Source organism: Robertmurraya siralis (assembly GCF_005502275.1).
GTDB classification, from domain to species: Bacteria; Bacillota; Bacilli; order Bacillales; family Cytobacillaceae; genus Robertmurraya; species Robertmurraya siralis.
Map to the genome: position 1 here is coordinate 154,280 of NZ_SWLZ01000002.1, position 14,663 is coordinate 168,942.

Here is a 14,663-nt window from a genome sequence, read left to right on the forward strand (position 1 = left end):
AAGAAAGATAGTTTCTATCCTAAAGACTGCCCGCAAACGCTCGTTTTCTTCATTGCTTCGCCTAGTCCTCTGCCCATTACCTACAATGATAACTTCGCTCCTCCAAAGGCTTCGCTTTTGTGATGCGACAAATATTTATAATCAGCCTAAAGGGTGATGGCTATCTATCATTTTTTACTTTGTCCAAACTTTGGTTTCTATCCTATCATTTATTTCGACAAGAACCGCAAGATTTTTAGTTTTCGCGACAATTTTTCGAAATAATCATCACGAACGCTCAAAAATAGGTGTCAACAATGGGAAAAAGGAACCAAATTCTTAAGAGAGATTATTGGAATGGAAAGATTTATAATAAATAATAGTAGAATCGAATTGACCATTTGCCGATTTTGCATAATAAGGAATTTTACCAGCCTGAATATAAGCAAGAGAGGTATACAAAATATTAGAAGGATCTCCTTCTCTTGTATCAAGGACTAACAGTGATCTTCCTTCTTCTCTCGCTCGCTTTTCAGCTGCTTTCATTAGTGCCCGCGCTACCCCAATTCGGCGATAATTAGGAGCGGTCATGAGTTTCGCAATTTCGGCTCTGTGCATCCCACTAGGCTTCATACATAAATGCAACTGGATGCTGCCCGCAATTTGATTGTTTATTTTTGCTACAAATAAAACAACATCTCGGTTTAATACATTCCTCCAATATTTGTTTGCAACAGAAAGTTGCATTGGAGGCAAAAACCCAATTGAGGCACCATCATCCACTACCTGTACCAATAACTCCGAAAGTTCATTCACATTCTCTTCCATTGATTTTATCTGCTCTATTCGAATATTCTCCACAAAAATCACCTTTGCTTTCGATTATTTGATTTTAAATTACCAATAAAAACAATTGATAGGCAAGCTAATTGTAAGTCTATTTAACATGAATATTGCCCATTCTTGTTACTGAATCTCACCAAAAAAAGAGGGCAAGCTAAAGAACAGAAAGGGGGGTGGAAGATGGCTAGAGGCAAGGAGTTCAAGCAAAAACGAAAAGGGCATCCAGGAAAATTCCCTGAAGGGACACTAGTTGAACGCAAATCAAAAGATGCGATTGGTGATGAAGAACTGATCGTCGTTCAAGAAGCGTTTAAAAACTGTCTTGAAGAAAAAGAAGTTGAATAAAAAAACATTTTTCCCTTAACGAAACTTCCTCACCTTCAAAACGTAATCATTATAGATATAACTATCTAAAAAGTGCGCCTTCAAGCGTATTTAAAGGAGGAAGGACAAATGCTGGTATCTACAACACCAACATTACAGGGAAAAGTCATTGATCGTTACTTAGGAATTGTCACGGGAGAAGCAATAATGGGGGCCAATGTCGTTCGCGATTTCTTAGCAGGCATCACTGATGTCATCGGTGGACGCAGTAGTGCGTATGAAGATAAGTTGTCTGAAGGTCGTGAAATTGCCATTCGCGAAATGGAAGATCAGGCTCGCCGACTCGGCGCCAATGCTGTCGTTGGCGTTGACCTTGATTTTGAAACATTACGCGACGGCATGATGATGTGTGTTGCTACCGGCACCGCTGTATTTATAAAAGAGCAATAATAAAACGCCGAAAAGAGGCGGTTTTTGCTACCCGTCTCTTTTCAATCTTTTCATAAAATGGATAACGCCAATATCGCCGAACACACTTTCACCACTTTTCTCAAATCCTAACCTTGAGTAGAATTTGATCGCAGGTAAATTTTTTGCACCTGTTGACACAATCATCATTGGCCGAGACTCCCACTTTTTTTCAATATACTCAACCATCTGTTTGGCAATACCTTTTCGAAAATAAGCAGGATGCACCATTACCCGATGGAGATCAATCACATCTTTCACAATCTTAAATGATAACACCCCTACTAGCTGTCCATCTATAAAATAACCAATAAACGCCTCACCACATTGCTTTAATTGTGCGAGCGTTTCTTTTAATGGAGGGATCTCATTAGATCCGATTAGCTCTGCTTCGACCTGATAGGATCTCTTCTGCAATTCCAGTACTTCCTTACCATATTCTTCAATCAAAAATTCCTTAATCATTTAAACCTCCTAATACGACCCCATTACCATTCTTCTTTATTATCCGTTATACTAATAAGGAATATCAAAAAGGAAATAAAGGTGAACAAATGAAATCTTTAGTACTTGCTGAAAAACCAAGCGTTGCTCGTGAAATTGCCCGCGTTCTTGGGTGCAAACAATCTCATAAAAGTTACATCGAAGGAAATCAATATATTGTTACTTGGGCGCTCGGTCACTTAATCGAATTAAAAATGCCTGAACACTACGATAAAAAATATCAAAATTGGAATCTTGAGGATCTTCCCATTATTCCTGAGCAAATGGGTACAAAAATTATGAAACAAACGAGTCATCAGTTTAAAGCTATCGAGCATTTAGCAAAACGCAAGGATATTAAGGATTGTATCATTGCAACAGATGCTGGTCGAGAGGGTGAACTTGTTGCCCGCTGGATTTTGGATAAAATCCGTTGGCAGAAACCGATAAAACGCTTGTGGATCTCGTCCCATACGGACCGTTCTATTAAAGAAGGCTTCCAAAAACTGAAGCCTGGGAAAGAATTTGAGGCACTTTATCAATCTGCCGTTTGTCGTGCCGAAGCGGACTGGCTGATCGGATTGAATGTCACTCGTGCATTAACGACTAAATTCCAGGAGCCCCTATCCGCTGGAAGAGTACAAACCCCTACCCTCTCTCTTATTTTAGAAAGGGAAAAAACAATTCAAGGTTTTAAGCCGAAAGAGTATTGGACGATTGAAGCCCAAATCGGACCATTGAAAACAAGCTGGGAAGAAAATGGCGAGAAAAGAGTTTTCGCTCTGGAGAAAGCTCAGAGTATTGTCGAGAAGGTTAAAGGCCAAAAAGGTAGTGTTCAAGCACTCAACCGAAAGGAAAAAAGTGAGCAGCAGCCACTGCCTTATGACTTAACAGAGCTTCAAAGAGATGCTCATAACCGCTTTGGCTTCTCTGCGAAAAAAACGCTGTCTGTATTGCAAAAACTTTATGAACAACATAAACTCGTTACCTATCCAAGAACCGATTCGCGCTATTTAACAAAGGATATGGAAGGAACGATGCTCGATCGCTTGCAAGGATTGGCATCCAGCTATCGGGACGAAGTTAAGCCCCTTATCGCAAATAAAGGGAAAGTGTTGGCGAAACGAGTATTTCACAATGATAAAGTCAGCGATCATCATGCGATTATTCCAACAGAAGAGCGCTCTCACTTAAGCGATCTTTCCAGTGATGAACGAAAGCTTTACGACTTGATTGTTAGAAGATTTCTCGCCTTATTCCATCAGCCTTACAAATATGAATCAATAAGAGCCCTTATTGAAGTAAACGGTGAAACTTTTACTGCCAATGAAACGGTCATTATCGATCCGGGTTTCAAAAAGCTTTCACAAAAAGAGACAACGACCGACATAAAAATGCTTGGGACGATTGCTAAAGGGCAAAACTTTACCGTCCAAAGCATAAATTTAGAAAAAAGGCTGACAGAACCACCTGCAAGGTACTCTGAAGCAGATGTCCTCACGCAAATGGAAAAGTATGGGCTCGGAACTCCTGCTACTAGGGCAGAAATTATCGAACGGTTAATACAAACAGAAGTAGTCGAAAGAAAAAATGGCCGCTTCTTCTCGACGGCAAAAGGAAAGCAATTGATTGATATCGTAAACGAGGAATTGAAATCCCCTGAACTTACAGCAAAATGGGAAAAAGAACTTGAGGCGATCTCCAGAGGAAAAAGCAGCCCTAAACAGTTCAAACAAAATATTCGTAAACAAACGGAACAGCTCATTTCAGAGATTAAGAAAAGCAATCAAAAATATAAGGCCCATAACCTAACTGGCTCAAAATGCCCAGACTGCGGCTCATTCCTTAAGGAAAGAACGACAAAAGAAGGAAAAATGCTCGTCTGTTCAAGCCTTGATTGTCGTTATCGCAAAAGAAAAGATCCGAAGCTCTCTAATCGCCGCTGTCCTACTTGTCATAAAAAAATGGAGATGCACGAAGGAAAAGCCGGACTTTACTTTCAATGCCGTCCGTGCAACGTCGTAGAAAAAGCTGAAGGAAAGAAAAAAGCAGTAACAAAGCGCGAAGAGCGTAAATTAGTGCAAAAGTATTCACAGCAGGATGATTTTGGCACAAGCCTCGGGGATTTATTGAAGGCCGCGATGGAGAAAAAAGACTAATCTTGAAAAAACAAGTTTTTATTGCTTGATTTCAGACTTTAGACAAACTCGATTGATCGAATTTGTCTAAGGTCTTTTTTAAATGAAGGATAAAAGAACCTAGAGCTAGTTGTTTAGAGGAGATGATCTGAGCTCATGGGAGAGTATCGTTATACCAGCGTGGTTTCACTTTCCAGTCCAATTATGCCTTGCCGTTGCAATAGCGGCAAAACGAAACGCCACCGGAAACTGCCTAGTGCATAAAAGCAATGAAAACTTATCGCCATTCCGATTAAAGACAAGTTCAGCTGCCTTTTGTCGAAAAACTGCTGCCAAATTTTTTCTTGTATTTTCCTTGTAAAAGATTGGTTGTAAGTCGTATCATATTGGGAGTATGATTTTTCCTTAAAAAGGATGTTTTTTATATAATAAAGAATCGAGGATATCATCATGAGAATAAGAGATTGGGATGTAAATTTAAAGATCCGTCTATTTGGAGAAGCAGCGATGAATATTACCTTCTGGATGTTTTTTCCCTTCCTGACAATCTATTTTGCAGAAGCCTTCGGGAAAGGAACGGCCGGCTTTTTACTCGTCCTTTCTCAAGCATTCTCAGTCATTGCTAATCTATTAGGTGGTTATAGCGCTGATCGCTTTGGACGTAAAAAAATGATGGTTTTATCCGCATTTGGCCAAGGCATCTGCTTTTTAATTTTTGCGCTGACGACATCTCCAGCTATTGGATTTATTGCTTTTGCTTTCGTTAGCTTTTTCAGTTCAATCTACTGGCCAGCAAGCCAAGCGATGGTAGCGGACGTAGTATCCGAAAAAGAGCGTAGCAATGTCTTCGCTGTTTTTTACACATCTATTAATATCGCGGTCGTTGTCGGTCCCCTTCTAGGAGCGATCTTTTACACTAAATACTTTTCAGAGCTCCTGTTTGTTTGCAGCATTATCTGTTTGGGCTTAGCCCTTACACTGGCAAAATGGACAACAGAAACAGCACCTGCCGTTTCCCGTCAAAAACAATTAGATGGCAGATGGTATCATTTTTTGTTTAAACAATTTAAAGACTATGGAATTATATTTAAAGATAAAATCTTCATGCTCTTCATGGCTGCAGGGGTATTAGCATCGCAAACTTTCATGCAGCTCGACTTGCTTTTTCCGCTCTATATTAAAGATGTTGTCCACAATCAAACCCTCTTGTCATTTGGTGATTGGACATTTAAGGTAGGCGGAGAACAGGCCTTTGGCATTGTTCTTGCTTTTAATGGTTTATTGGTCGCAATCTTCACCGTATCTGTCACAAAATGGATGAGCAAATATTTAGAGCGAAATGTCTTTGTCCTTTCTTCTGTTATGTACGCCATATCAATCCTGCTTTTTGGACAGACACAATGGATCTGGGGATTATTGCTGGCAATGTTAATTTTCACATTTGGAGAGTTAATGGTCGCTGGATTGCAGCAAAGTTTTATTTCCAGAATCTCTCCAAAGCATATGCGTGGACAATATTTCGCAGCAGCAAGTCTCCGTTACACGTTCGGCAAAACAATCGCACCAATGACAATACCCTTAACCGTGTGGATCGGATACCAATGGACCTTTTTCGTCCTATCTCTACTCGCCTTAACTAGCGCTTGCTTGTATTGGCTGATGTTTTCATTTATCCAAAAAAGGAAGCCATTATATTTCCACTCCAATGTGACTGAGTGAGCATTTGTTTGGTATAATATGATCTGTGAAAATATCATTTCTTATCATTTATCTTAAATAGAATTGAAAGTGAGTGTTCAATTATGGGCCGTAAATGGAATAATATTAAAGACAAAAAGGCGGCAAAAGACGCTAATACAAGTCGCATATATGCTAAATTCGGACGGGAAATTTATGTAGCTGCCAAACAAGGTGAGCCCGATCCAGAAGCAAACCAAACTTTGAAATTCGTATTAGAACGCGCAAAAACGTATAATGTACCAAGACATATTATTGATCGGGCAATTGAAAAAGCAAAAGGTGGTTCCGAGGAAAACTACGATGAGCTGCGCTATGAAGGATTTGGACCAAATGGCTCCATGGTCATTGTCGATGCTTTAACGAATAACGTTAACCGTACAGCATCCGAGGTACGCGCTGCCTTCGGTAAAAACGGTGGAAATATGGGTGTCAGCGGATCTGTATCCTATATGTTTGATAAAACAGCCGTTATCGGGGTTGAAGGCAAAACGGCCGATGATGTGTTGGAACTACTTATGGAAGCTGACATTGATGTACGTGACATTCTAGAAGAGGAAGACTCCATCATTGTTTATGCGGAACCAGACCAGTTCCACGCTGTGCAAGAAGCTTTTAAAAATGCAGGAGTTAGCGAGTTTACAGTAGCAGAATTGACAATGCTTGCACAAAACGATGTAACTCTTCCAGAAGATGCCCAAGCACAATTTGAAAAAATGATTGATGCATTGGAAGATCTTGAGGATGTACAGCAAGTTTATCATAATGTAGATTTAGGGCAATAATTCGGCGAAATTCACTGATTCAGACCGTAGCCAAACTAGATTTCATCAAAGTTTGGCCTACGGTCTTTTTTGATATTGAATATTCATTAATTAGGAGTTATGTAGAGGTGATAGAAAAATGATGACGAGAAATCCTTCGGACTGGTGAGACCCGGCAGGAGCGTCTGCTCCGAGTACTCTTGATGCCTTTGTCGACAAACTGAGTCGGCGAAATTCGTCGATTTTTTTCTATATTCAAAAGATCAACTTATTAGACTGAATAGTTTATTTTTTCCATCATAAACGGTATGATAGAACTGATCTCACGATTACCGAATTTTTTCTAAACTTTGCAATGACAAATTAACAAAGGAGAATACCTATATGAATGACTTTCAAAGAAATTTAGAAAAATATGCCGAACTCGCTGTCAAGGTTGGCGTCAATATTCAAAAAGGGCAAACTTTAGTGATCAACACCGCTCTAGATTCAGCAGAATTTGTACGTCTTGTTGTGAAAAAGGCCTATGAAGCAGGTGCGTATAATACGATTGTCAATTGGAATGATGATATCGTTTCCCGAACTAAATATGACCTTGCACCGGACGAAGCTTTCCAGGAATATCCTGAATTTCGTGCGAAAGAAATGATCGATTTGGCGGAAAACGGCGCTGCCTTCATGTCTATCGTTTCATCTAGCCCAGATCTGTTAAAAGGGGTTAATCCCGAGCGAATCGCTAACTTCCAAAAAGCATCAGGAAAAGCATTAAGTACATATCGAAAATATATTCAATCAGATAAGGTGAGCTGGACAGTTATTGCAGCTCCATCGCAAAAATGGGCAGAAAAGGTTTTTCCTAATGAAGAACCAGAAATCAGCATTCAAAAGCTATGGAATGCCATTTTCAAAGCAACTCGTGTTGATCTAGACAACCCAGTTGAAGCCTGGAAAAAGCATGATCAGACCTTGCATGAAAAGGTCAATTATTTAAATGCAAAACGCTACAAAAAACTGCACTACAAGGCACCAGGAACAGATTTAACAATTGAACTTCCTGAAAAACATCTTTGGGTGGGCGCAGGAAGCGTCAACGAAAAAGGGTATGAATTTATGGCCAATATGCCTACTGAGGAAGTTTTCACAGTCCCTCACAAAACTGGTGTAAATGGGACAGTTGCCAGTACAAAACCATTAAGCTACGGCGGCAATTTAATTGATAATTTCTCTGTTACTTTTGAGAATGGACGAATTGTTGCTGTCAAAGCAGAAGAAGGAGAAGAGATATTGAAACGTCTTGTCGAAACAGATGAAGGCTCTCATTATCTAGGTGAAGTTGCTCTAGTCCCTCATAATTCTCCAATTTCACAATCAAATATTTTGTTTTACAATACTCTTTTTGACGAGAATGCTTCAAACCATCTTGCTATCGGAAGTGCTTACGCATTTTGTATTGAAGGTGGAAAGAAAATGTCAAGCGAAGAACTTGCCGAGAACGGTTTAAACGAAAGTATCACCCATGTTGATTTTATGATTGGTTCTGCTGAAATGGACATCGATGGAATTAATGCAGACGGCTCAAAAGAACCGGTCTTCCGCAAGGGCGATTGGGCGTTTTAGCAAGCATGAAGACGGTACATGTTTTTGTATCGTCTTTTTTTATGACAACCTTTATTGAATATTGCATTGTTGTTAAGTTTATGGGAGGATATTGGTAGAATAGATAATATAGTAAGCACATAAAAGGGGGGAATCCACTTGGTCCGATTGCATATTACGGTAAGTGGAAACGTTCAAGGAGTTGGGTATCGCTATTTTGCGCAAATGAAAGCGTCACAATTTGGGATCACTGGATGGGTCAGAAACCTTTCAGAAGGCGGGGTCGAAATTGTTGCAGTTGGTGACAGAGAAAATCTTGAACAATTTATGGACAGCTTGCGTGAAGGAAACCCTTTTTCTAAAGTAACTGACATTAGCTTTGTCGAACTGGAAGATACAGAACCTTTTCATTCTTTTAAAATAAAATATTGAAAGCTCTTTCTAAGCCATTCTCATGTAGAAAGAGCTTTTTTGTTTACAAAGCAGAATCCTGTATAGCAATCCTCTTCGTCAACAAGCTTCCTAGAATGAAAGCTGCTAATGACAGCAATACTGGAAACGTTATTGTGTGCATCCCGAAGGCATTTGGCAAAAAGCTATGAATCAAAATATACGAAGCTACGCCCACAACCATTGATGACAATGCCCCATACTGTATTCCCTACTTGCCAATATAGGCCAAGGACAACAGGCCAAATAAACGCTGCTTCTAGTCCACCAAAGGCAGTAACAAGCAGAAGCATTAAGATGAAGCCTCCAACACAGCTATAAAAAAACAAGCGGGCAGTCCCATAACATAGGAATAGTTTGCAATAGGCCCAGATCCCATTCCATAAGCAAAAGCAAACCACCAAAATTAATAATAACAAGAATAATGCCTATTACTGCTTCTCTATTTGCAATTTTAAATCGAGGCTCCGCACCCTCCTTATTTTTCTTCACTTGGCTCTCCTTTCGCAGGCTTAAGCCTTTTGTGCCTGCATAACCAGTTAGCTCTTTCGCCCTATTAATTGTATATCGATTATATTTTACATTATAGTAAAAGAAATCTCACACCCATTCAAAAAAATCGACATGTTTATAAGGAGGATTTATATGTGGAATGAATTTAAACAGTTTGCGATGAAAGGAAACGTCATAGATTTGGCAGTTGGGGTTGTAATCGGAGCAGCTTTCGGACAAATTGTTACTTCGCTTGTCGAAGATTTAATTATGCCTTTAGTTGGTCTCTTAATTGGAGGATTAGATTTTACCGAATTTGCTGTGACGATTGGTAAGGCTGAAGTTAAATACGGCCTGTTCATCCAAAATATCGTCAATTTTTTAATCATTGCTTTCTCCATTTTCTTAGTCATCCGTGTCATTAATCGCTTGAAACGCAAAGAAGAAGTAAAAGAAGAGGCGCCAAAAGTAGATACAAAAGAAGAGCTTCTAAAAGAAATCCGCGATCTATTGAAAGAAAAATAAGCGGTCTTTCTCTTTAATTAAGCAAGGACAAAAAAATCGTGTGTATTACTTTAACGAAGAAGAATTCCGGAAAAATTGTATTAATTCCGGAATTTTTCTGCTTATTTCCAAAAAAAGCAGACGTATTTCCGGAAAAATTACATTAATTCCGAAATTTCACCCTACAATTTTTGATCGTTTTAAAGCACATTAATTATAATTGAAAACCTTTCCATCAGAAAAGTCTTTTTTACATATTGATTGTATTGGAAAAATTAAGGTTTGTCACTACAGCCCGTTGTGGGCACAAATTGGAGAAGGAGCCTTTGAATCTCTAATAGGAAATTCGTGACCGCTGCATGTTTGTTTCCATCCCTTTTATGGTCTTGCACATGAAACGTATACCAAATATGTATGGCATGAAGACCTTCTTAGAGCCCATTTTGTTCACTTTTTGGTTGAATTGCTGGAATGGCAGTTAAGCCAGCATGTGTTATATAACTATGAAGAACCATACCAATGACCACTAACATAATTCCCATCCAAGACATAAGAGATGGAAATGCAATCGATAAAAATAGCACTTCCCCAACTAGCGCAAATAATACTTCCATAGATTGTGTCGCCTCAACGGAAGCAAGCTGCTGCATATTATCTTTAACCATATCTGTTGCTTTAAAAAATAAAACGGTTGCGATAACTCCCGAAAACAAAGCCACAATTAATGATTGAAAAATTTGATTTGCACTCGGTAAGCCGACAGTTGTTACCCCATATATGGATAAAAAAAGCCATAATGGCATACTCGCTAATGTCATTCCAAGCACTCTTTGAAAAACATCGAGGCGTCCATCAGCAATTACCATCATTTTTCGGTTTCCTAATGGATAAGCAAAAGAGGCAATAATAACTGGAATAATTCCTAGCCAAACTTCTTTAGCAGAAAGCTGACCAGCATGCTCAATCTGCATAAGAGCTATTCCTGCAAGAATAATAAGAGAGAATAATAATCCTTTAACAGGAATCTTTCCTCTCATCTTTGTCACTCCAGTTGCCGTCCTCACCGTTTCGTAAAATAATGGCGCTAATAAAGATCCTGCAATAATGGTAAATTGCCATGTGCCTGCCACAAGCCATCCTGGTGAATATACTGTCGCAAAACATAGCGGTGCATAAAACAGACCAAAGCCAATAAAACTCCATAGTAGCCAAGCACCTGGTTTTTCCTTCATAATTTCAATAAGTGTCCGTAAATTCTTCCTCTTCACAACAATTAGCAATAAAAACGGAATCATAAAAATAAATCTCAGTGAAGCACTCCAAATCCAACTTCCTCCCGACGTTTCCATCGATCTATTCAAGACAAACGTAGTGGCAAAAAAGAGCGCTGCACATAAACCAAGCAAAATTGGCCGCAAATTTCCACACCCCCTGTTTCGAGTCAAAGTATTTTCATTATAACAATTTATTTTTTAATATTCTAACTATATTTACGATTCTCATTTTTGCCATTCGTCAAATTTCTTTCATTTCCGTGGAAATATTTCTAACTCTTTTTTGTGAAACGACAAAAAACTGCCTCTGTACAGGCAGTCAACATTCTCATCAAGAACCCCTATCCTATCATGATTCATCACATTCAGACAGTCAATCTTCAAGCTAGTTTGCTGCTATTTCCATCAATAATGTCTTTTCTTTTAATTGATTTCTTGCTCTTCTCATCCTCGTTTTCACCGTAGAGATTGGCAGTTTTTTCGCTGAACTTATTTCTAGTAACGATTTATCCTTAAAATAGTATAAAAGAATTGGTTCTCGGTAAATCGTAGGCAACTCGTTTATCGTATCAATCATTTCTTTTGTTGAAGTTCTAGTTATAACATAGTCTTCAGGTTCTGGAATCGAGCACTCCATGTCATAATGATATACTTTTTCTTCCCAAAATTTTTGGGCTGCCTTTTGTTTTCTCCAAAAATCTCGACATTTATTGATCGCAATCTTATACATCCAGCTCTTAAAATTAGCTCGTTCCTCAAATTGTTCTAGATTTAAATACGCCGAAATTAATACTTCTTGATACAAATCCTCCGCTAATTCTTTATTTCGTACTTGTTTATATATAAACATAGTTAATGATGGACCATTTTCTCTAATCCAGTCTTCGAATTTCTCTTGCCATTTATTTTCTTCCACTAAGTATTCCTCCTCAAACCGTCCACTTGAACTATCAATAATAATAGACGCAATAGATAGGAATACCCCTACATTTTTAAAGAAATTTTCTTTTTAAAAAGCTTGGTTAAACAATAAAGAAAAATACAAAAAACGAGTAGAAAGAACATGCTCTCTACCCGTTTTTTAATACATTTTTAATTATGCTGATATTGATTGGCTTGCTTCATTTTTGCCTTTATTCACTAATTTGCGAAGGTATGGCAACACGTAGCGGTCTAATCCATATTTACCAGCATTATAGCCTGCTGCAGCAATGAAAACACCCATCATGATGTCAGTTGGATTATGAGATACTGTACCAGAAAGCATGAAAGAGAAATTCATTACTAACCCGAAAAATGCTGCTGCTGTTGTTAAACATCCTAGAATAAGTCCTAAACCTACCAATAATTCGCCCCAAGCAACAAGAGTACTAAACAAGCCCGCATTCGGAATCGCAAAGCTTTCTAAAAATGTTACCCAGCCACTATAGACTGTTGAACCATCCGGACCTGTTACAGGATTTGCTACTGCCCCTTGTAAGAAACCACTTGCATCAAATCCACCTGTGATTTTTCCCCATCCCGCTGTCATCCATGCCCATCCAAGGTAAATACGAACAACGGTTAAAATGCCGGCAACAATGTTGTTCTCTCTTAATAATTTACCAATCATGATAAATCTCTCCTTTGGTATATGTTAAATTATTATTTCTAACTACAAGTAAAGATTATCATTTTCATTTAGGAATAACATTATATTTGTGATAAATTTCACATTTTTGCAATAAAGTTTTGACAAACTGTTGAACTGCTGATTTCACCCTTTATAACAATAACGTTGCACAATAATAAAAACCCTTGATACACAAGGATTTCTATCTAAACATCTTCTTCATTTATTTATGTCAGATGTTTGACATAAGGTGATTATCTTCACCTAAAATGAAAATTTTTTGACTATTGTTATATTAGAAAAAGAGAATGATGCTTTTGCTGTGACTATTGACTCATTTCATCCAAATTTAAATCTTCTGTATGAACAACTTACACTTGCTTTACTTCCCTTCTTAATGAATAATAGGACACCCCGATTTTTTTGCATATCGTCATATAGTGCATAAGAGTAATCAGGACTGTTCCAGTATTCATGCCGATAATGACACCGTCCATCTGAAATTGGCTCATAGAGCCTAGAAGATAAATCAAGCCAAAAGCAATGATGGACGACCATATATTGTGAAGGAAAGCATCCTTCATTAACCCGAGACCAATTAAATACGCCTGCAACGGAATTACGAAAAAATGCAATAGAAAATAGGGCAGTAACACCTGCAAATATCCTGCGGCCGTTGCGGAGTGGAGAAACAAATTTGTTAGTGGTTCAGCAAAGAAATAAAAAACAAATACAACTGGGACTCCATATAAAAGTGTAAAGGTCATGACTTGTCTAAGAAGCTGCTGCAGTCTATTCATATCCCTTTGTGCGTAAGCCTTTGAAACAGTTGGGATTAAAACAATTAATAAGCTATGGGCAATAAAACCGGGAAAAAAGCCAATCGTCATAGCAACGCCTGCCAACAGGCCAAATTGCTCTGTTGCCACGGTCGCACTAACTCCAGCATTTAAAAGAGCGGCTTTAATTAGAAACGGTTGTACAGCATGAGTCAAAGAATGAAATACTCGTATGCTTGTGGTCGGAATGGACACTGAGATAAGGTTTTTCCTGACTTCTTTCCCGCTAATAAAGCTCGCTGGCCTCCCTTTCAGTTGCTGATATTGAATGTAAAACATATGGATCAAATAAAGAAAAATAACAATCTCGCTTCCAACAAACGTAAAAAAGGCAATTAAAATTGATGTCTGTGAATCAAAATGAAAGAGCTGAAACAAGAACACAAGCAATCCTAATTGAACAATTTTCCTCAATAGGTTTGCCAATGCAATTTTGCCCATTTGATGCTTACCCATAAAAAATCCCCTTGCAATCGCAGAAAAGGATATGAGCGGGATTAATAAGAGAACGAGCCATTTGAACAGCGGATGATAGTCATGAAACATCGTCAAATAAGGCATAAGCAAAATGAACACGATCATAAAAAAAACGGTAGTTATTATCGTGAGATGAACAGCCGACTTCAACATGCTGTGATGAAACTTCGCATCTTTTTCAGCAATAAATTTTGAGATCGAAATCGGGAGTTCAAAGCTTGCCAACAAAACGATTAAAAAAACGGTAGGGAGTATGGACATATATAGCCCCAATCCTCTCTCACCCAACTCCTTTGCAAGAACCATATTCATCACAAATTCTACACACTCACCTATGAAGGAAGCGACAATTAGCAGTAATGATCCCTTAATAAACGTACTCATGATGAATGCATCTCCTAACCATTAATAAAATACTTGTTATGATGAAATGGGTCCATTTCATTTATAGTTCTAAATATATGAGACAAGTTTAGAGATTATTTCTATCACTAATCGTCAATTCCAACTTTGATGAAAATTATCAAGTTTTCATCTTAAGGGATAAGTAGAAAAGCGAACAGATTCCACATCGCCGGAATATCCTGTCTGCCTATAACGAACAGATCTGAAACACAAAAAAGAGCTAATTGACTGCTCATCAATTAGCTTCTTGCTATTAAGAAGATTTCTATTTATCGTAT

At 38.3% G+C, this 14,663-nt stretch carries 14 protein-coding genes and 2 pseudogenes; 8 read left to right on the plus strand and 8 right to left on the minus strand.

The features are described 5' to 3' along the window. Positions 1-318: 318 nt before the first annotated feature. Positions 319-840, minus strand: coding sequence for a GNAT family N-acetyltransferase (locus FCJ93_RS03710; RefSeq protein WP_095314532.1), 522 nt, complete (start codon positions 838-840; stop codon positions 319-321). 162 nt (positions 841-1,002) lie between these two features. On the opposite strand from FCJ93_RS03710, the gene FCJ93_RS24750 reads away from it, so the two are divergent. Together FCJ93_RS24750 and FCJ93_RS03715 are read left to right on the plus strand one after the other, a co-directional pair. Further along, positions 1,003-1,167, plus strand: a complete 165-nt coding sequence (locus FCJ93_RS24750; RefSeq protein ID WP_170211199.1) for a hypothetical protein — start codon at positions 1,003-1,005, stop codon at positions 1,165-1,167. Between the two features lie 108 nt (positions 1,168-1,275). Further along, a complete protein-coding gene (locus tag FCJ93_RS03715) occupies positions 1,276-1,596 on the plus strand; it encodes a YbjQ family protein (RefSeq protein WP_095314531.1) in 321 nt (106 codons plus the stop codon). Positions 1,597-1,623: 27 nt separating this feature from the next. Here FCJ93_RS03715 and FCJ93_RS03720 read toward each other — a convergent pair whose 3' ends face one another. Continuing rightward, positions 1,624-2,079, minus strand: a complete 456-nt coding sequence (locus tag FCJ93_RS03720) for a GNAT family N-acetyltransferase (protein WP_137742964.1) — start codon at positions 2,077-2,079, stop codon at positions 1,624-1,626. Between the two features lie 89 nt (positions 2,080-2,168). Between FCJ93_RS03720 and FCJ93_RS03725 the strand changes: the two genes are divergently transcribed. From FCJ93_RS03725 to FCJ93_RS03745, 5 genes are all read left to right on the plus strand, one after another. Beyond that, the gene (locus FCJ93_RS03725; RefSeq protein WP_137742965.1) at positions 2,169-4,256 is read left to right on the plus strand and encodes a DNA topoisomerase III; all 2,088 of its coding nucleotides are present in this window, start codon (positions 2,169-2,171) and stop codon (positions 4,254-4,256) included. 429 nt (positions 4,257-4,685) lie between these two features. Next, positions 4,686-5,954 (plus strand): MDR family MFS transporter, encoded by a 1,269-nt coding sequence (locus FCJ93_RS03730; protein WP_137742966.1) that lies wholly within the window; start codon positions 4,686-4,688, stop codon positions 5,952-5,954. 83 nt (positions 5,955-6,037) lie between these two features. Further along, positions 6,038-6,757: a YebC/PmpR family DNA-binding transcriptional regulator gene (locus FCJ93_RS03735; RefSeq protein ID WP_095314527.1), complete on the plus strand. Its 720-nt coding sequence runs from the start codon at positions 6,038-6,040 to the stop codon at positions 6,755-6,757. Between the two features lie 363 nt (positions 6,758-7,120). Then, positions 7,121-8,353, plus strand: a complete 1,233-nt coding sequence (locus FCJ93_RS03740; protein ID WP_137742967.1) for an aminopeptidase — start codon at positions 7,121-7,123, stop codon at positions 8,351-8,353. A gap of 138 nt (positions 8,354-8,491) precedes the next feature. Continuing rightward, entirely contained in the window at positions 8,492-8,764 is a 273-nt protein-coding gene (locus tag FCJ93_RS03745) for an acylphosphatase (protein ID WP_095314525.1), read from the plus strand. A 43-nt stretch (positions 8,765-8,807) separates the two neighbouring features. Here the strand turns inward: FCJ93_RS03745 and FCJ93_RS25350 are convergent. Next, positions 8,808-9,063, minus strand: a pseudogene (locus tag FCJ93_RS25350) (sodium:solute symporter family transporter); the annotation flags it as partial. Then, a pseudogene (locus FCJ93_RS25355) lies at positions 9,058-9,274 on the minus strand (YhdT family protein); the annotation flags it as partial. The pseudogenes FCJ93_RS25350 and FCJ93_RS25355, both read right to left, overlap by 6 nt. 153 nt (positions 9,275-9,427) lie before the next feature. Here FCJ93_RS25355 and mscL point away from each other — a divergent pair. Further along, positions 9,428-9,799 (plus strand): large conductance mechanosensitive channel protein MscL, encoded by a 372-nt coding sequence (gene mscL / locus FCJ93_RS03755; RefSeq protein WP_095314523.1) that lies wholly within the window; start codon positions 9,428-9,430, stop codon positions 9,797-9,799. A 410-nt stretch (positions 9,800-10,209) separates the two neighbouring features. On the opposite strand, the gene FCJ93_RS03760 is transcribed toward mscL, so the two are convergent. The 4 genes from FCJ93_RS03760 to FCJ93_RS03775 form a co-directional block, all read right to left on the minus strand. Further along, on the minus strand, positions 10,210-11,196 hold the full coding sequence (locus tag FCJ93_RS03760) for a DMT family transporter (RefSeq protein ID WP_095314522.1): 987 nt from the start codon (positions 11,194-11,196) through the stop codon (positions 10,210-10,212). Positions 11,197-11,437: 241 nt separating this feature from the next. Beyond that, complete coding sequence (locus tag FCJ93_RS03765) at positions 11,438-11,968, minus strand: RNA polymerase sigma factor (RefSeq protein WP_235879405.1); 531 nt, start codon at positions 11,966-11,968, stop codon at positions 11,438-11,440. Positions 11,969-12,148: 180 nt separating this feature from the next. Continuing rightward, positions 12,149-12,664, minus strand: coding sequence for a DoxX family membrane protein (locus tag FCJ93_RS03770; RefSeq protein ID WP_095314520.1), 516 nt, complete (start codon positions 12,662-12,664; stop codon positions 12,149-12,151). Between the two features lie 371 nt (positions 12,665-13,035). After that, positions 13,036-14,364 (minus strand): polysaccharide biosynthesis protein, encoded by a 1,329-nt coding sequence (locus tag FCJ93_RS03775; protein WP_137742968.1) that lies wholly within the window; start codon positions 14,362-14,364, stop codon positions 13,036-13,038. Between the last annotated feature and the right edge of the window lie 299 nt (positions 14,365-14,663).